Source organism: Leptospira ellinghausenii (assembly GCF_003114815.1).
Lineage (GTDB): Bacteria > Spirochaetota > Leptospiria > Leptospirales > Leptospiraceae > Leptospira_A > Leptospira_A ellinghausenii.
On the sequence record NZ_BFAZ01000009.1, the window covers coordinates 1,135,599 to 1,153,209 of the forward strand.

Genomic DNA, 17,611 nt, shown 5'->3' on the forward strand with positions numbered 1-17,611 from the left:
AGGTTCACATAGAACTTACTTTCAAAAAGGAATCGGATGGAAAACTTAATCGAAGAAATCCTGAAACAAATTGGTGAAGACCCAAATCGAGAGGGTCTTGTGAAAACGCCCAACCGAGTCAAAAAGGCGTATGACTTTTTAACCAGTGGATACAAAGCGGACATCAACCAATTGGTAAACGGGGCTATTTTTGAAGAGAGTACAACGGGAATGGTGCTTGTTCGTGATATCGAAATGTATTCTTTATGTGAACACCACTTACTTCCTTTTTATGGAAGAGCACATGTTGCATACATTCCAAATAAAAAAATCATTGGGATTAGTAAAATTCCAAGAATTGTCGACGTATTTGCACGTCGGTTACAAGTTCAGGAACGACTTACCGATCAAATTGCACAGGCGATCCAAGAAACTTTGGACCCACTGGGAGTCGGTGTTGTCATCAAAGCAAAACATTTGTGTATGATGATGCGAGGTGTCGAAAAACAAAACTCGGAACTATTCACTTCTAGTTTGCTTGGTGTTTTTAAAACAGATCCTACCACACGAAGCGAATTTTTAGATCTGATCCGAACCGGTTCCCACTAAGTTCATTTTTTAAATTCTTTTTTACGATTCATGCTGGACTTTTTTCTAAAAAAGTTCAGTCTTTTTCCTCTAGAGGGAAACTATGCCGAAAGAAAGAATCGTGGCACCATCCAAAGAATTTGCCAAACTTGCAAATGTTAGCTTAAAAGAATACAAAGCCAAATACAAAGAATCGATTGAAAAACCAGAAAAATTTTGGGCAGAACAAGCGAAACGCCTAACATGGTTTAAAAAATGGACAAAGGTTTTAAAACATGATTTTGCTAAAGCCAAAGCAGAATGGTTTGTCGGTGGAAAACTAAATGTTTCTTATAATTGTTTAGACCGTCACCTTGATTCTCCTCTGAAAAACAAAGCCGCACTGATTTGGGAAGGAGACAATCCAGACGAATCAAAAGTTCTCACATACCATGATTTACACCGAGAGGTGAATCACTTTGCTAATGTTTTAAAAAAGTTCAAAGTGAAAAAAGGGGATCGTGTCCTCATTTACCTTCCTATGATCCCTGAACTTGCCATTAGCACACTTGCTTGTACTCGCATTGGGGCGGTTCACTCCGTCGTATTTGGAGGATTTTCTCCAGAAGCCCTACTTGGTCGTATTGAAGATTGTAAACCTACACTCGTCATTACAGCTGATGGTGGGTACCGCGGTGGCAAACCAATTGAACTGAAAAAAAATGTGGATGTTGCCTTATCAGAAACCAAGTTCCAAGTGAATGATGTCATCGTTGTCAAACGAACTGGAGACGAAGGCAATCTGAATTGGAAAGAGGGCCGTGACCACTGGTACCATTATCTCATGAAAGACCCAGAGGTGAAAAAGGAATGTCCCGCTGTTCCTATGGACTCAGAAGATCCACTCTTCATCCTTTACACTTCAGGTTCCACTGGGAAACCAAAAGGTGTCTTACATACAACCGCAGGATATTTGTTAGGTGCTAATCTTACATTTGCAACTATCTTTGATTATAAAGACACTGATACTTACTGGTGTACGGCAGATATCGGATGGATCACAGGGCACAGTTATATTTTATATGGACCTCTTTCTAATGGAGCAACTTCACTTATGTTTGAAGGGGTTCCAAGTTACCCAGATATGGGTAGATTTTGGGACGTGATCGATAAATATAAAGTTACAGTATTTTATACGGCACCAACGGCCATTCGGGCACTCATGCGAGAAGGACTCGAACCAATCAAAAAACGTTCACTCGCATCACTACGGTTACTTGGTTCGGTGGGTGAACCAATCAATCCAGAAGCCTGGGAATGGTATTATGCCAATATCGGGAAATCAAAATGCCCGATTGTCGATACATGGTGGCAAACAGAAACGGGATCCATCATGATTTCAGGAATCCCTGGAGCGATCCCACAAAAACCTGGTTCGGCCAGTTGGCCCTTTTACGGAATCCAACCAGTCCTTGTGGACAATGAAGGAGTCGAGATCAAAGACAAGGGAGAAATCTCTGGAAATCTTTGTATTGCAAAACCTTGGCCATCGATGATGCGAGGTGTGTATGGAGATTCCAAACGCTTTTTTGATACTTATTTTTCCCAATTCAAAGGGTATTATTTTACGGGAGATGGGGCAAACCGAGACAAAGAAGGTTACTTTCGCATCACAGGAAGAGTTGATGATGTACTGAATGTTTCTGGTCACCGCATAGGTTCAGCAGAAGTAGAAAGTGCCCTTGTCGAACATAAATCCGTGGCAGAAGCTGCTGTGGTTGGTTTCCCACATGATATCAAAGGCCAAGGGATTTATGCCTATGTCACTGTAAAACAAGGGGTTGTGACAAACGACCAATTGAAAAAAGAACTCATTGCCATGGTGGAAAAAATGATTGGGAAAATTGCAAGACCTGACGTGATCCACTGGGCACCAGGACTTCCCAAAACTCGTTCAGGGAAAATCATGCGTAGGATCTTACGAAAAATTGCCAACAACGAATTTGATACGTTAGGTGATATTAGTACACTTGCCGATCCATCTGTTGTACAATCCTTAATTGATGATAAAAAGAAGTATCACAGTTAAGCAGATCATTTCGTAAGAAAGAACTCCTTCCAATTCCTGGATAACTAGTCTGGCTTTGGAAGGAGTTCATTTGATGTCGATTTTAGAATCGAGTGCAAGGTTTCAATATACAAACGTAAATTTTGTGTTAGGAATCTCTGAGTCGGTAACCAGAAATTGGAGATTCGGGTTCCTTGTTTTGAAATTTAAAATACTATAATTCGTTTCCTTTATAAATCTTGTGGTAGTGCCGCAAAAGGGCCCATCACACGAAGGAATTCCGATTCTTCAAATTCCAAATCACGTTCCTTTAGTTTCCTTCGGTATTCATTTGCCTTGGTTTCATTTCGCGAAGAAAACCAATGGATCGCAAAAAGCAAATATTCTCTATTTTTTCGATATGTGGAAACATGGTTTTCAAGATCAGATCCAGTGAGTTGCTTTTGGTTTTGGAAATCTTTGACTAAGGAATCAATTGCTAAGGTGTCACGGTCTTTTCCGAGATTCGCATAACTTTGGCGGATGAGAAATAAAATTTCTTTGGCATCTGAATTTGGATCATTTTTAAGAAGGTTGTAAAATCCTCGCCGAAACAAAGTTAAGGATTCCAAATACCTTTGTTTCTCTTGGAGGTAAACTCCATAACGTGTGAAGTATCTTGTTTCTTTTAAAAAAATTGTAGAAGTCCAAATGTAAGCTTGTTCAAGTGAATCCGAATTTCGACCACGCCTTGCTAGGATCAAAGTTTCATACATACCTTCTTCTCGTGGAAAGTAAACAAGATATCGTAAACTCAAATCATCTGCTTCTTTCCATTTTCTATTTTTGATGTTTTTAAGAAGGCTAGTTTGTAAGGCTTCTTTTTCGGAAACAAAAGTTTTGTCATTTTCCAAATTTTGGATGTACATTTCGTAATCGGATTCCAATCCCAATTGGCGAGAAAGGATAGCGGCCAAATACAATCTGTACTTTGCATTTGGTTTTTGTTCTAAATACAGTTTGGTATAAAAAAGTGCTTCTCTCGGTTTTTTCTCTTTTTCATAAAAATCGGCAATGTACAAAACCAAATCCAATTGGTCTTTTTTCCGTTTGATGGATTCTTCATAAGCATGGATCCCATCAAAAATCTGGCCTAATTTCATGTGGGCCTGGGCAGATAGATTGTAATACCTGTAATCGGGGTCAGGGTTTAATTCTTTTGCTTTGATGAGAAAATCAAAAGCTTTGGCAGGAGTTTCTTGGACAATTTTGTCCTCAGCCATCCGCAGTAGGTCTTCGTAACCATAAAACGCTTTAACGGGATTTAAGGGCTCTGGTTCAGCTAAAATTGAAGGTACAACAAGAAATAGACTTGTTACCAAAACACTAAATTGCCATATTCTCCTAGACCGAAGTATCATCTATGGATTCTCATCGGTCATCTTCTAAAATTTCTTAGAAATACAAATAAACAATCTCAAAGAGGATCTCATGAATGTAGAGTTAATCATTATCGTCATGGCACTGGTCTCCATCGCCACGGCGATTTTCTACGCCGCACGTGTTATACGTATCCAAGTGGGCGCAGAGGGTGGCAACGACAAAGAAACCGCCAAATTAAAAGAAATCTCCGCCGCGATCGCAGAAGGGGCTATGGCCTTCCTTCTCAGAGAATACCGTGTCATTCTGCTTTTTATCAGCTTCATGACGGTTCTCATTTATCTTTTATTAGATAATCCCAACACAGAATTCAATGAAGGAATTTATACTTCGATCGCTTTTGTTTCGGGAGCTCTCATTTCTTGCCTTTCTGGTTTTATCGGGATGAAAATTGCGACTGCTGGAAACGTAAGAACTGCCCAAGCTGCAAAAACTTCTCTTTCAAAAGCCTTCCGAGTCGCATTTGACTCTGGAGCTGTCATGGGTTTTGGACTGATTGGTCTTGCTGTTCTTGGCATGATTGGTTTATTCCTACTTTTCACAGGTTCCAATCCAACTGTTGCAAAACACATCCTCATGGAATCTCTTGCTGGTTTTGGCCTTGGTGGATCATCAGTGGCACTCTTTGGACGTGTGGGTGGTGGTATTTACACAAAAGCTGCAGACGTTGGTGCTGACTTAGTTGGAAAAGTGGAAAAAGGAATCCCGGAAGATGACCCTCGTAACCCTGCAACCATTGCAGATAACGTAGGAGACAACGTGGGTGACATTGCTGGTATGGGTGCTGACCTTTTTGGTTCGGCAGCGGAAGCAACTTGTGCGGCACTTGTAATTGGTGCAACAGCTTCAGCTCTTGCAGATAATAACTCAGCTCTTCTTTATCCTCTTTTGATTTCTGCGATTGGAATTCCAGCTTCACTCATCACAACTTTTTTTGCGCGAGTGAAAGAAGGTGGAAACGTAGAAAAAGCTCTCAAACTCCAACTTTGGATTTCAACATTCATTGTGGCAGGTGCTCTTTACTTCGCTACTGACCTGTTTATGATCGATAGTTTCCAAATCGGCGACAAAACCATCACAAAATGGAATGTATACACTTCAGTCGCATTAGGTTTGTTTGCTGGTATGTTTATCGGTTGGATCACTGAGATTTATACCTCTCACTCGTATAAACCTGTACGTGAAGTTGCAGATGCTTGTGAGACTGGTGCTGCAACCAACATCATTTATGGATTAGCTCTTGGTTACAAATCCACTGTAGTTCCAGTCATTTTACTTGTGATCGTAATTGTGGTTTCCAATATCCTTGCTGGGATGTATGGAATTGCGATTTCTGCAATTGGTATGATCTCTACCATTGCGATTGGCCTTACTATCGATGCTTACGGCCCTGTATCAGATAATGCAGGTGGGATTGCTGAAATGGCAGAACTTGGAAAAGACGTTCGTGACAGAACCGATACTTTGGATGCAGCAGGAAACACAACTGCGGCGGTTGGAAAGGGATTTGCGATTGGATCTGCGGCTCTTACTTCACTTGCTCTATTTGCTGCGTTTATCACAAGAACTCAAAATGCTTCCAAGGAAATGGGAGAGGGAGCAATTGATTTAACATCAATCGAACTCCTTGATCCGCTTGTATTCGGTGGTCTTCTTTTTGGAGCGATGCTTCCTTTTATTTTCTCTGCTATGACCATGAAGTCAGTCGGAAAGGCAGCTCTTGATATGGTAAAAGAAGTACGTCGCCAATTCAAAGAGATCCCTGGACTTATGGAAGGAAAAGCAAAACCAGAGTATGCAAAATGTGTGGATATTTCCACTTCAGCTGCCCTTCGTGAAATGATTCCTCCAGGTCTTCTCGTACTCCTTAGCCCAATAGTTGTGGGTTATTTGTTTGGTGTTAAGTCTCTTGCGGGTTTACTTGCGGGGGCGCTTGTGTCAGGTGTCGTGCTTGCAATCTCTTCTGCTAACTCTGGTGGAGCCTGGGACAACGCGAAAAAATACATCGAAAAAACTGCTGGTGGAAAAGGTTCTGAAAAACACAAAGCAGCGGTTGTCGGTGATACAGTAGGTGATCCGTTTAAAGATACATCTGGACCTGCAATCAACATCCTTATCAAACTGATGGCAATCACATCACTTGTGTTTGCTGAGTTTTTTGTGACAAAAGGTGGAATCGTATTAAATTTCTTTAAATAAGAAAGGAATACATTCAATCAGATCGAAAAGTAATTGTCCTTCTGAATCAAAAGGGCAGTTTCCATTTTGATGATCCAATTTTATTTTAGATGAATTGGATTTCTGGAAAAGCCGGCGTAACATCGTCGGCTTTTTTATTTCATAAAGTTGTAAAACTAAAACTAGTATTGGTTCCTAAGGTAAGTCCAAAGGTGGATTGGATGTTTTGGTTTAAGGTGATTGTATACGTAATCCCAGAAGTGAGTGCACTGGTTGGTGTGAGAGTGATTGTACGATTCGATGATCCACCAGTCAGGCTTGGGCAAGAAGGAGAGCAGGAAATATTTGTATTGAGAGATGTGGGTTCAATGGCTTGGGTCATGATGATGGTGATCGTTGGATTAAGGCTCACACCCGTGGCTCCATTAGCTGGTGTTGTGGATTCAATGGTAAAGGTTGCAGAAGTTTGTGTGACAAGCGGTAACACAAGAATACCCAGTAAGGAAGGTGAAGGTTCCGGCAAACAATGTACGGAAGAAAATACAAATAGAAATAACAATCTGATTCTTTTCCACATGACCATTGGCTCTATCCTTAGTTTCGACTAATTTCCTCTAGTTACCGTACATAGTTTTGCGTAAATCCCGAAGAAATTATAGGTTTCTAATTCAATTGACGTAATTTCTTTGATGTTTCCTTGGCGTTGTGCCATTTCGATTGATGCGTCGCCATAGGCGACAAGTCCTAAATAAGATATCGAACAGGAAAAACCCTCTTTTGTGGCAGTAAGACCTGTTTCCATCATTGAGATCCTTTGGTTTTCATAAAGAAGGCCTTGTGTGCCAAATCCTGAACTGGCACATTGAATGAGAAACATAAGAATGAAGAATTGGAGGAACCGAAAGCCCAAAAATGATCCTTTGTTAAGAGAAAATATACGTGAATGGAAATGGCAATTGTAACGAAATTGAACACATAAATGTGATAGGAAAGAATTAAGATTTTTAGGAATATTGGGTAATAAGAAAATTTTATTTTTGCAATTCTTTGTCCAAAAGATTGGAAAGTTGGTTTTGTAAAAGGATGATATCATCATAAAGTTTTTCGATTTGTTCTTCTTTTTTTCGAATTTTTGAGGACAAAGCATCAAGTGACTTATTCGGTTTTGTGTTCTTTTTGGAGTGAAACTCTTTTAGTTTAGATTCAATTTCTTCGTAAATCAAACCACTCTTTAATTTCTTCGAAAACTCTTTCAGTGAATCAATGTTTTGTTTCATATTCCTGTTACCCGCAAACAAAGTTCTTGGAAAAAGAAATATTGGTTTTTATAGATATGATCCACGCTATGGATTTCTTTTAGCTGGGATCTTTTCGTTACCCATTCGTAACTAGCATTCCCTACACTCACAAGACCAAAATAATTCGTGGTACAGGATTCTACATAGGTATCCCCAGGAACTGGAATTTTCCCAGGCGTATACCATCCAGATTGTCCTTTGTTTTGGAAAACAGTGAAAGATGGATTTCCAATTTGGATACTAAGACAGTTCCCTAATAAAAAAATCCACCCAACACATAGGAATCTCTTCATACGAAATTAGTTGGTGTCAAAAAAGTAAAAATAAGAAAATCGAATCCCGCGGTCCATAGCATTATCTGCTTTTGGCAACACACCAAACATTAGGCTAAAACTAAATGTTCCCATACTCTCCGTATTCATCGAGATACCTGGAAAAAAATTAAAGTAACGTAGGTTTTTATCGGCTGTTTTATCAATCGGTTCTCTGTATTCTAATTCGGTGAAAATGCGAACTGAGTCTGCAATGCCGAAGGAAGGTGCGATACCAACTTGGTAATACCGTTTGAATTCATCTAATTTTGATTCACGTCCGTGTTTGTTTGTTTCTGTTTGGAAACGAAGTTCGGTCATGATTTGGAAAATTCCATATTTATAACCAAGTCCAAAATTGGGGCGAATCAAATAATATTCAGGGTTTTCATGTTCTCTAAATAAAGAATTTCTTTTTTTATCGTAAATACGGAGACCACCACCAATTAAAAATTGAGAATTTCCAGCATCAAAAATTTTACCATATTTGAGACCCACATTGTATCTGTCCCAAGTAACTTCTTTGGTTGTATCCGTTTGTGAATATTCAGTCCTTCCTACTGAGGAAATCACTGAAAAAGAATCACTAAACTTATATTCACCTTCGACACTTACGTTTTTGTTAATCTCTTTTACTTGGTTGTAATCCTTGTCCCAGTAACTTAAGTTTCCTCTCACTTTAGAATACACGGCAACAGGTTCTATCTGAAGAGGATGTGCAAATCCTTTATTATTAAACTGTGAAAATACACTCGAAACAAAACTGAAAAATAAAATTAGAAATAAATATATCTGTTTCATGGTTATAATCCTATATTAGTGACTGGGTAAATTAATCTCGCCAATTTATCTGCTAGAAGAGTATACCCTAAATTATTTGCATGAATACAATCTAACATCAATTCGGCTCTTGAAGCTGGTTTCCCACCCAAAGTATTTCTTAAGTCAACATAAATAAGTGAAGGTTCTTCTCTTGTGATATCAACAAGTAAGTTGTTAAAAGCATCAAGCTGAGTGGAAGTAAATACACCTGCATCAGGAACAATCAATCCAATTCGATCAAATTTAGATTTACAACCTTCATCAGAACCTGCAATGACTGGCGTCATATATGGATTTGGATAATCATACCCATGTATGATCCACTTGATTGGTGGACCACCAAAACGCGAGATTTTATATGCATTACCAGTAATGATGAGTTGTTTTAAATTAGCTTTGAAGGTTGCAAATCTTTGAGCTTGGACAGTGTTGATATTTCCTATGTATTCGTTTAGATTTGCCTGGATATCATTTCCACCTAGTGAAAGTAATACTACTTTCATATCGGCACCACCTTGGTCGATCACTTGGAACTGGAGTCCTTGGCTGACTACTTGTTGTAGAGTTTTTCCACCCAAAGTTGCACCCGCAAATTTATAATTATATCGATTTTCCAATTGAGGTCTTAAGGTTTCGACGAATGGGAATCCTAATAAAAGGTCGGTCCAACTATCACCAATGATTCCGGTTTTTGCTGGTGTTTCTCCATTACAAATTGCAAGGGTAGTACAGAGTAAATTTGTTTCAAAATCATTTACTGGATCCTTTTTTTTGTCGCAGTGTATGAGAAATACTGTGACCCCAATTAAAAATATGAATCTAAGCTTTTTCATAATTATTTTTCTTCCTTCCAGATATGGTCCATGATATAAGCGCAAGAGAGGTCGCCGGTCAGATTTACTGAAGTTCTACACATATCCAAAAAGCGGTCAACACCAAAAAGAATTGTGATACCTTCTATGGGTATATGGAACGTATACAGGATAGAAGAAAGAATTACGAGACCTACTCCAGGAGTGGCTGCTGTTCCTATGGAAGCTGCTGTCACCGTTCCAACTAACAAAAATAAATCTATTGAACTTAATTCAATTTGGTACACCTGACTTAAAAATACAGTCGCTACCGCTTGGTATAGGGCTGTTCCATCCATATTGATTGTGGCCCCCAATGGTAAAACAAAATCAGCTACTGTTTCTTTTAGCTTTAACTTCTCTTTTGCTACTTTGAGTGAATAGGGCAAAACAGAACTCGAACTCGATGTGGAAAAACCCAAAATGGGGATCTCACGAATTAAATAAAAAAAATGAATTGGGTTTTTTTTTGTAAAAACGAACACCATCAATCCATAAAATAACAAAATCAAAAATAGTCCAACTAACACAGTCAAAATGTAAGTAATCAAACCCATCACTAGAGTAAAACCTATTTGAACCATTGCATAACTCATCAGTCCCAATACAGCGAGAGGAGCAAGTTTCATTGCCAAAGAAACTACCCATAGGCAAAAACTTTCTAAGGAATGACAAAACGCTTTGAGGGCTGTTCCAGATTCTTTGGATGTTAGAAAAAAAATTCCTAACATCATTCCCAAAAATACGATCGATAACATTTGTTGTTTCGACCAAACATTAATTATGTTTTTCGGAATGATATTTGTTATGATTTCAGGAATCGATTCTTCTTTATCCTTCGATACATTGGTCGTGATGGAATCTGTGGTTGATTGATTTTGAATTTTGTTTTGGATTTGGTTCCCAGGTTTGGAAACCAAAGTGAGCGTAATCCCAATGCTTACCGAAATTATGGTTGTGAAGATAAAATAAATAAGGGTTTTACTTCCTAAATTCCAAAGGTCTTTCAGATTTTTTAGACTAGAAACTCCTAAAGCTATGGAAACAATCACAAGTGGAATCATGATCATTTGTAATAAGTTTAAAAATATATCACCTGGAAGTTTAAGCCATGGTAAATAGGGAATTATCGATTCTTTAGAAACGATTCCGGATTCAGGATTTAAACTAATTCCTAAAGATAAACCTAACACTAAAGCGATGAGAATTTGTTTCCAAAAGGCAATTTTGGGAAGTGACATTCCCAAATTTTTTCCTTTTGAAATTCTATGTAAATGAATTTAAATGCAGATATAAGTTTGGAAAAGTTGGATCCTGTGGAAAATTTTAGCTCCATTTTTAATTTTGCGCATTTCTACAGTGTATTCATCCTTTGCCCTCTGGATTTCCTTCATTGTTTTATGAAGCACTGCTTTTTTTTCAGGTCGGTTGTCCCATTTGTAAGCAGCTTCTTGGCGCATTAATTTTTCTTCCAATTGTCGAATCGTTTTTTGATGAGATAGTTCTACTTTGTATTCTTCCTTTTGGAAAATGGAGAGTGTTTCTTTACGTAAGATTTCTTTTTTGTTCTCTGCTTCAGATTCTACGATGGGATAACATTGAATAAATGCTTCTTCGAGTTTGGAAAGGGCGATTTCCTTTTCAGGTACGTATGTTTTGCCCTCCATCCATTCTTTGGGTTTGTCAGTGAATACAACAGATCTCTTTTTTTTCAAATCGTATTCAATGAAAAATAAATCCTTTCGTTTGAGTGAAAAATCAAACTCTACTTGGAAGACAAAAAGGATTTTTTGATTGAGATCTTTGGAGTATAAGTATTTTTTCTTACGACCAACATCACTTTGAGTTAAAAGTTCTGTTACCTTCTCTACAAATGGATGACCAAATGCCATAAACTCCAAAGAATCATTGGTAAGTGCTAAATCAGAATCAAAAGTTGCTTTTTTAACTTTTCCTTCTAAATTTTTATACTCATAAGCTCCTTTGCTAACGGCCGTTAAGGAACCAGGTAGTTGGTTTTGGAAAAATTTCGATCCTTCGGAAACCACTTCTTCTAAGTGACTATTGTTCCATTCTCTTTCTTCAAGAGTGTGATCATAATAATCTTTTAAATTAAAATCCAATACCTTCGGTGTAACAAGGGCATTCAGTTTTTCAAAACCTTTTTGAGCAACCTGGATACGAAGGTCAAATTCGGTTTCTAATTCTTCTTTAGTTTTTGTACCTGTGATAAATTTCATCAAACTAGAGTTAAAATCTAATTCTTCTTCGATTGTACCGAGTAAATCATCGGAAGCACCAATGGATTCTTCAAACAAACGGATTTTGTTGGTTAATACTTCTAAAATTCGTTCAGCTACTGTGTCTTTGGATGCGAAGTTAAAGATATACACATTGTCTTTTTGGCCAAAACGATGGATCCTACCGATTCTTTGTTCAATTTTTAAAGGACTCCAAGGAAGATCGTAATTAAAAAGTATGTTTGCGAATTGTAAATTACGCCCCTCTCCACCAGCTTCTGTACAGATTAAAATTTCGTAGTCTTCTTTGAATTTTTGGATGGCGACTTCTTTTTCGTCCATACTCAGTGAACCATGGAATGGTGAAACTTTAAAGTCTGGTTCCAATACTGATTGTAAATGGTCTTGTGTGGTTCTAAATTGTGTGAAGATGATAAACTTTTTATGACCTTCTTTTTTCAATCGATAGAGAGTTTCTTTGAGTTTCTGTGTTTTTTTATCTTCTTTGATTTGTTTCCCTAAATGGATCAATCGATTGAGTGTGAATAATTCACGTTTGATCCTTTGGAAACTAGACATCTCTTCGTCTTCCAGTTCTGTGATAAAATCTTCCACACCTTCTGTTTCATCTAAATCCCAATCATCAAGGTTTGTTTCATGTTCCTTCATGTAATGGAATTTGGATTCCAACATAAACTTTCTTTTTTGGAGAGCAGAGAGTAATGCAATGACTGAAGAATCGAGTAATTTTTGGAAAACCACCATTACAAATCCAATGGCACGGTTTTTAGTTCCCATAGCCATATTGTATTCACGTTTTACATACTCAGTGGTTTCATCATAAAACGCCCGTTCAATGGGAGATAAATCGATTCGAACGGTTTTTGCAAATCGTTTGGTAAATCCACCCACTTCCACTTTTCGACGGCGGAGTAATACTTTGGAGATTTTTTCCTTAAGATCCCCTTTTTGGCCAACTACATAATCGTTGATAAACGTGTGATAAGGACCCAAAATATTTGGATCTACCAGATGTAATAGGTAAAATAACTCTTCCAATTTTCCCCGAAATGGTGTGGCAGTGAGAAGGAGTAAACATTCTGTTTTACGAGCAATTTTTTCAGCAAATAGATAACCACGTGTAATTTTAGAATAATCACGTCGGAGCCTATGTGCTTCGTCGAAAACAACAATGTCCCATTTAGTAGCCAAAATTTCTTCTGCATACCTTGGGTTTTTGATAAAGTCGATGGAAGTGATGATTTTATTAAAATTTTTCCAATGATCAGGTCCGTTTGTCACAAAATTACGGCGACGAACAATAGCAAATTCTTCGTTGAATTTGTTTTTCATCTCTTGTTGCCATTGGACAAGGAGAGGTGATGGAGCTACAACTAACACGCGTTTCAATCCGCGTCGAAACATCAATTCTTTAACGGCAAGGCCTGCTTCGATGGTTTTCCCAAGGCCCACTTCATCGGCTAAAATAAAACGAGGTTTTAAACTATTGGCAACGATAAAAGTGGATTCGATTTGGTGAGGAAGTAATCGAGTTCTAGAATTCGATAGTGATGAAAGTTTATTAAAATTATAAGTAAGTTTGAGTTGGCTTGCAGTGAGAGCAAGGTCCATCGCTTTGGGAAATTCTTCCCAAACTCGAAGTGATTCCGGGTATTGGTTTAAAAAATGTAAATTACGATTGGATTTATTGACAGTTCTAAATAATTCTTTGGATTCGAAGAATAATTCTACTGAGGTAGTAGTTTCTTTTGTAACTTTTGCTAGACCTAACTCTGGTTCGTCGATTAAAAACCCATACTCTTTCGATTGTTTTGGTTCAACCGCTGTTTCAAAATCTAAACTTAATTGAGTAGGGATATCCATCAAACTCCTTTCTGATTTCCCCAAAGCACTTTATGAATCTGAAGCGACAAACGACACTTAGGTGGGTTGTCTATTTTTATCCATTCAACTAGTTCTTTGGCATCCACTTCACCGTGGACTGGCGAATACAATATATTTGTCTGTATTTTTTGTTCGCGAATGACTTCGATACTTCTATCAAAGTCGATTCTATCTCGCACAACGAACTTAATTTCGTCAAGTGAATTATGTCTCTTTTCTAAGATCTTGAAATTTTCTGAATCCATACGATTTTCCATCCCGGAACCAGGTAATTTGTAATCCATGGTGTATATAAAAAATGGATCGAGAGAGATTCGTTCACTTCCATTGGTTTCCACACGTGAAGCTGGATAAGGTTTTCCCTTTTGTGTACGGTATGTAAAAATATGTTCTGCAATTGAAATGGATAAATCCCGGTTTTGACCTTCTAAAGGTTCACCACCAGTAAGTAAAATTTGAAATCCATGGTCTTTGTCGAATTGTTCGATTTCTTCTATAATGGAAACAAATGGTTTTGATTCTCCTTGGTTTGGGCCAAGTGCATAGGGAGTGTCACACCACAAGGTCCTTGAATCTGTTTTACCACAACGTAAACTACACCCTGCAAACCGAACAAAAACCGTAGGGATTCCTTGAGAGATTCCCTCCCCAGAAATGGATGAATAAATTTCATGAATTTTTCCGTGCATGGTCGTTTCCCTTCTTGTCAGTTTCTTTGAAATTGTTCTTGCGAAAACATTAATTCGGAATTTGCTTTTGAGGTCATGTTTTTAGAAGCAAAATTGGAATACCCAATCATCCAAGAGAGAGAAATCCAAGAAAACCATCTCTTGTTACGATTTCGAACTCCTGCCAATCCCAAGGTAGAAGATAGAAAACCTCTGGTGATTGGGCTTGCGATTGATAAAAGTTGGTCAATGAAAGGAGAAAAAATGGAAGCAGTCATTGATGCTTCTTGTGCTCTTGTCAATTGGTTAACTAGACATGATGCTGTTTCCATTGTAGCTTATTCTTCCGATGTTCAACTCATCCAACCAGTCACTCACCTAACAGAAAAAGTTTCTGTCACTGATAAAATTCGAAACATTCAGGTGGCAACGTCTACAAATTTAAGTGGTGGATGGTTATCTGCACTTAAGAGTCTTACTCAAACAAAAATTCCCAATGCATACAAACGTGTATTACTATTAACAGATGGAAATCCTACATCAGGACTTAAAGAAAAGGAAGCACTTGTGGGAATAGCAAGTGATCATTTAGCAATGGGAATCTCTACCACAACGATTGGTGTAGGTAATGATTTTAACGAAGAAATGTTGGTGGAAATAGCAAAGGCAGGTGGGGGTAATTTTCATTACATCGACAATCCGGAAAATGCATCAGATATTTTTTTTGAAGAATTTGGTGATATTGGAGCTTTGTATGCACAGGCAATCGATGTAGAACTCCAACTTGCACCTGGTGTTCGTTTGAAACAGGTATTGTCAGAAACAACCCACCAAGTGTTTGAAGAATTTGATGAATTTATAGGGGATGCCAAAACCATATCTCGTCAAAAAATCAATCTACAGTTAGGTGATTTGAGAGCTGATGACCTTCGGAATTTGGTATTACGATTAGAGATTGATGACCGTGTTCATAAAACAGAAACTCCCTTTTGCGAAGTGAATGTTTCTTATTACAATTTATTAAAGCAAAATCATTTAGAGAACGTGAAAGAGTCCTATTCGTTTGAAAGAGGGAATAACCGAGGAAAACAAGACCCTGATGTGCTCGTTGAAATTTTAATTGCAAATGCAACTTTGGGTATCAAAGAAATCACAGAGTTTGTAAAACGAGAACAAATTGAAGACGCCAAAACGATGTTATTTGGTTTAATCCAAGATATCAAAAATAATCTTCATTTTGCACCGAATGCATTGGGTTCATTACTCAACAGATTATTAGTTTTGGAATCCAAAATGGCAACGAAGTCTGATGATTTACATAAACATTTATTCATGAATTCACAAATTTTATCAAAAGGAACTGATAAAATTGATTTAAAAGATGTTGTGGTTCATAACCAAATTTTTGAATACCAGACAGCTGGTGATATTGATTTGTACAAATGCCCTGAGATCAAACAACTGATGGAACAAAAAATTGCAGAAGGTTTCCGATATATGATTATTGATTTTTCCAGAACGTCTCACATCGATTCTTCTGCAATTGGTATGGTAATTCAAATTGTGGGATGGTTACGTAGAAGGGGTGGAGAACTTGTTGTCACAAACATTCGTGATTCTGTGAAAAAAATCTTTGAGATTACGAGGTTGTACAATCACATCCGAGTCGCAGAAAATTTGGCCTCTGCAAAAGAAATTTTACAGAGGATTGTTTATGCAAATGAAGGGGATCAAATCATTTGAATTGATTAGGCTAACCAGCGCTCGGCTTCCTCAATTGCTTCTTTTAATTCACTAACAAGAGTAGGTGCAATGGCAATCCCTTTCTGGGTTGGTTTTAGTTCTCCATTGGGATCTGTATACCAAACTCGAATGTTAAAAAAAGTTTGTCCTTTGTACTCGGAAATCTCCACTCGGATGACTTCCCCTCTTCCTTTGTCAATGTCTCGGATGATACCTGTTTTTGCCATGTTAGTACGTCTCTACAAATAATTGTTCTTTTTCTTCCAGGTCCTTTTTGAATGCTTCGTAGGTAAGTTCAGTGTTACATGCAGACATGATTTCCTGAATCACTCCCTTTTCCATTCCCTTAGGACCGCCACAAATATAAAACTTACCGTTTCCATTCACAGCATTTTTAATGGCTTCAGCATTTTCTTTTGCACGGTGGGTGATATACATCTTTCCACCATCAAAACTGTTTTTCTCTTCACGGCTGATTGCCGTAACAAAATGAAACTCAGGGTGTTCTTTTGCTTTTTCTTCAAAATAATCACGAAGGACAATTTCATCTGAATAAGGTGCACCATAAATTAACCAAAGTTGGCCTTGGAATTGGATAAGTTTTTGGACGAGTAATTCTTCCACCATTCCAAAAAAAGGACTAATCCCTGTTCCTGTCGCAAAAAAGAAAATATCACCTTTAAAATCCGTTTGAGGTAAAAGGAATTTTTTCCCTGCAGGACCAGTCATCGTCACCACATCTCCAGGTTTTAGATCACAGATATAATTGGAACATACCCCTTTATGGACAAGATTTCCATTTTCATCATACACATTGTCACGTTTGACGATGAACTCGATATTGTCTTTGGTTTGGCCAAAACTATAGGATGGAGACGCAATGGAATAGAGACGGACAGTATAACTGGCATCAGCTAGGCCTTTTGCTTGTTTTTCTGGATCTTGGCCTGGAGGAATGATCCCAGCACTTTGCCCAATCATATACGGGTATACAGAATGGTCGATGGCAACTGTGATGCGGTGGACTGCAGCCTCACCTTCCTTGGATTGGCGTTTCCCTTTGCCGAGTTCGGGAGTCAAACGGGTGTTTGCTAAGACTTGGGCTTGGATGGGATTGGATTTTTTGAATAAATTAATCTGAGGGGTAAGCAAAGTCGTCCTCGTAACAGGTGGTTTTACGTCAAGTTTGGCAAGGTTGGGGTTCGGGAAAAGGAGAACTTGGATCTTTGATTTTTCGTCCGAAGAATTATGTCTCTTCCTTGACTCAAAATTTGGATTTTTTAAACTTTAGTCATTCCGGCTCTCCCGCCGATCCTTAAACCAAAGGGAAAACATTTGCATGAGATCGACAGAAGTACAAGAAAAGAAGTCCTATCCATTTCCTAACTCCGTCCTTCACCAAAAATTGGAGAGTTTTACGAATACAATGCTCCAGTCTCTGCAAACTGAAACCAAAACTGAAACCACATGGGCAGTCATTTCCATGACAGGTGAAGTTTTAGTCCGTGGTTCCGAGCACCCTCACATCGACCGTAGTTCCGAGTCCCTTTTTACATTTTAAA

General features: G+C 38.2%; 17 protein-coding genes. 5 read left to right on the top strand and 12 right to left on the bottom strand.

What is annotated here, in order from left to right; translation table 11 throughout:
- Positions 1-36: 36 nt before the first annotated feature.
- Together folE and acs are read left to right on the top strand one after the other, a co-directional pair.
- Positions 37-588, top strand: a complete 552-nt coding sequence (folE, locus tag DI076_RS13890; RefSeq protein WP_108960381.1) for a GTP cyclohydrolase I FolE — start codon at positions 37-39, stop codon at positions 586-588.
- Between the two features lie 82 nt (positions 589-670).
- Positions 671-2,635: an acetate--CoA ligase gene (gene acs / locus DI076_RS13895; RefSeq protein ID WP_108960382.1), complete on the top strand. Its 1,965-nt coding sequence runs from the start codon at positions 671-673 to the stop codon at positions 2,633-2,635.
- 209 nt (positions 2,636-2,844) lie between these two features.
- On the opposite strand, the gene DI076_RS13900 is transcribed toward acs, so the two are convergent.
- Positions 2,845-4,014, bottom strand: a complete 1,170-nt coding sequence (locus tag DI076_RS13900; RefSeq protein WP_108960383.1) for a tetratricopeptide repeat protein — start codon at positions 4,012-4,014, stop codon at positions 2,845-2,847.
- Positions 4,015-4,084: 70 nt separating this feature from the next.
- On the opposite strand from DI076_RS13900, the gene DI076_RS13905 reads away from it, so the two are divergent.
- A complete protein-coding gene (locus DI076_RS13905) occupies positions 4,085-6,232 on the top strand; it encodes a sodium-translocating pyrophosphatase (protein WP_108960384.1) in 2,148 nt (715 codons plus the stop codon).
- A gap of 139 nt (positions 6,233-6,371) precedes the next feature.
- Here DI076_RS13905 and DI076_RS13910 read toward each other — a convergent pair whose 3' ends face one another.
- The 9 genes from DI076_RS13910 to DI076_RS13945 form a co-directional block, all read right to left on the bottom strand.
- Positions 6,372-6,794, bottom strand: coding sequence for an Ig-like domain-containing domain (locus DI076_RS13910; RefSeq protein ID WP_108960385.1), 423 nt, complete (start codon positions 6,792-6,794; stop codon positions 6,372-6,374).
- A 21-nt stretch (positions 6,795-6,815) separates the two neighbouring features.
- Positions 6,816-7,121 carry a TRL-like family protein gene (locus DI076_RS20350; protein WP_245918436.1) on the bottom strand — a complete coding sequence of 102 codons (306 nt, stop codon included), beginning with the start codon at positions 7,119-7,121 and terminating at the stop codon, positions 6,816-6,818.
- Between the two features lie 121 nt (positions 7,122-7,242).
- The gene (locus DI076_RS20075) at positions 7,243-7,488 is read right to left on the bottom strand and encodes a hypothetical protein (RefSeq protein WP_135358391.1); all 246 of its coding nucleotides are present in this window, start codon (positions 7,486-7,488) and stop codon (positions 7,243-7,245) included.
- Positions 7,485-7,802, bottom strand: a complete 318-nt coding sequence (locus tag DI076_RS13920) for a TRL-like family protein (protein WP_108960387.1) — start codon at positions 7,800-7,802, stop codon at positions 7,485-7,487. The genes DI076_RS20075 and DI076_RS13920 overlap by 4 nt, the downstream gene beginning before the upstream one ends.
- A gap of 6 nt (positions 7,803-7,808) precedes the next feature.
- A complete protein-coding gene (locus DI076_RS13925; protein ID WP_108960388.1) occupies positions 7,809-8,621 on the bottom strand; it encodes a hypothetical protein in 813 nt (270 codons plus the stop codon).
- A 2-nt stretch (positions 8,622-8,623) separates the two neighbouring features.
- On the bottom strand, positions 8,624-9,475 hold the full coding sequence (locus DI076_RS13930; RefSeq protein ID WP_108960389.1) for an SGNH/GDSL hydrolase family protein: 852 nt from the start codon (positions 9,473-9,475) through the stop codon (positions 8,624-8,626).
- Between the two features lie 2 nt (positions 9,476-9,477).
- Complete coding sequence (locus tag DI076_RS13935) at positions 9,478-10,734, bottom strand: dicarboxylate/amino acid:cation symporter (protein ID WP_108960390.1); 1,257 nt, start codon at positions 10,732-10,734, stop codon at positions 9,478-9,480.
- 39 nt (positions 10,735-10,773) lie between these two features.
- On the bottom strand, positions 10,774-13,617 hold the full coding sequence (locus DI076_RS13940; protein ID WP_108960391.1) for a DEAD/DEAH box helicase: 2,844 nt from the start codon (positions 13,615-13,617) through the stop codon (positions 10,774-10,776).
- Positions 13,617-14,327: a 7-carboxy-7-deazaguanine synthase QueE gene (locus tag DI076_RS13945; protein ID WP_108960392.1), complete on the bottom strand. Its 711-nt coding sequence runs from the start codon at positions 14,325-14,327 to the stop codon at positions 13,617-13,619. Before DI076_RS13945 ends, DI076_RS13940 begins: the two co-directional genes overlap by 1 nt.
- 75 nt (positions 14,328-14,402) lie before the next feature.
- On the opposite strand from DI076_RS13945, the gene DI076_RS13950 reads away from it, so the two are divergent.
- Positions 14,403-16,049 carry an anti-sigma factor antagonist gene (locus DI076_RS13950; RefSeq protein WP_174705057.1) on the top strand — a complete coding sequence of 549 codons (1,647 nt, stop codon included), beginning with the start codon at positions 14,403-14,405 and terminating at the stop codon, positions 16,047-16,049.
- A 5-nt stretch (positions 16,050-16,054) separates the two neighbouring features.
- Here DI076_RS13950 and DI076_RS13955 read toward each other — a convergent pair whose 3' ends face one another.
- Together DI076_RS13955 and DI076_RS13960 are read right to left on the bottom strand one after the other, a co-directional pair.
- Positions 16,055-16,276, bottom strand: coding sequence for a transcriptional coactivator p15/PC4 family protein (locus tag DI076_RS13955; protein WP_100716083.1), 222 nt, complete (start codon positions 16,274-16,276; stop codon positions 16,055-16,057).
- A 1-nt stretch (position 16,277) separates the two neighbouring features.
- Positions 16,278-17,201 carry an FAD-binding oxidoreductase gene (locus DI076_RS13960; RefSeq protein ID WP_108960393.1) on the bottom strand — a complete coding sequence of 308 codons (924 nt, stop codon included), beginning with the start codon at positions 17,199-17,201 and terminating at the stop codon, positions 16,278-16,280.
- A gap of 187 nt (positions 17,202-17,388) precedes the next feature.
- On the opposite strand from DI076_RS13960, the gene DI076_RS13970 reads away from it, so the two are divergent.
- Positions 17,389-17,610, top strand: coding sequence for a hypothetical protein (locus DI076_RS13970; RefSeq protein ID WP_108960394.1), 222 nt, complete (start codon positions 17,389-17,391; stop codon positions 17,608-17,610).
- The last annotated feature ends 1 nt before the right edge of the window (position 17,611 follow it).

Excerpts from the sequence above, each read along its gene's own strand:
- folE (WP_108960381.1), top strand. The coding sequence starts at position 37 with ATGGAAAACTTAATCGAAGAAATCCTGAAACAAATTGGTGAAGACCCA.
- acs (WP_108960382.1), top strand. The coding sequence starts at position 671 with ATGCCGAAAGAAAGAATCGTGGCACCATCCAAAGAATTTGCCAAACTT.
- DI076_RS13900 (WP_108960383.1), bottom strand. The coding sequence starts at position 4,014 with ATGATACTTCGGTCTAGGAGAATATGGCAATTTAGTGTTTTGGTAACA.
- DI076_RS13905 (WP_108960384.1), top strand. The coding sequence starts at position 4,085 with ATGAATGTAGAGTTAATCATTATCGTCATGGCACTGGTCTCCATCGCC.
- DI076_RS13910 (WP_108960385.1), bottom strand. The coding sequence starts at position 6,794 with ATGGTCATGTGGAAAAGAATCAGATTGTTATTTCTATTTGTATTTTCT.
- DI076_RS20075 (WP_135358391.1), bottom strand. The coding sequence starts at position 7,488 with ATGAAACAAAACATTGATTCACTGAAAGAGTTTTCGAAGAAATTAAAG.
- DI076_RS13920 (WP_108960387.1), bottom strand. The coding sequence starts at position 7,802 with ATGAAGAGATTCCTATGTGTTGGGTGGATTTTTTTATTAGGGAACTGT.
- DI076_RS13925 (WP_108960388.1), bottom strand. The coding sequence starts at position 8,621 with ATGAAACAGATATATTTATTTCTAATTTTATTTTTCAGTTTTGTTTCG.
- DI076_RS13930 (WP_108960389.1), bottom strand. The coding sequence starts at position 9,475 with ATGAAAAAGCTTAGATTCATATTTTTAATTGGGGTCACAGTATTTCTC.
- DI076_RS13935 (WP_108960390.1), bottom strand. The coding sequence starts at position 10,734 with ATGTCACTTCCCAAAATTGCCTTTTGGAAACAAATTCTCATCGCTTTA.
- DI076_RS13940 (WP_108960391.1), bottom strand. The coding sequence starts at position 13,617 with ATGGATATCCCTACTCAATTAAGTTTAGATTTTGAAACAGCGGTTGAA.
- DI076_RS13945 (WP_108960392.1), bottom strand. The coding sequence starts at position 14,327 with ATGCACGGAAAAATTCATGAAATTTATTCATCCATTTCTGGGGAGGGA.
- DI076_RS13950 (WP_174705057.1), top strand. The coding sequence starts at position 14,403 with ATGTTTTTAGAAGCAAAATTGGAATACCCAATCATCCAAGAGAGAGAA.
- DI076_RS13955 (WP_100716083.1), bottom strand. The coding sequence starts at position 16,276 with ATGGCAAAAACAGGTATCATCCGAGACATTGACAAAGGAAGAGGGGAA.
- DI076_RS13970 (WP_108960394.1), top strand. The coding sequence starts at position 17,389 with ATGAGATCGACAGAAGTACAAGAAAAGAAGTCCTATCCATTTCCTAAC.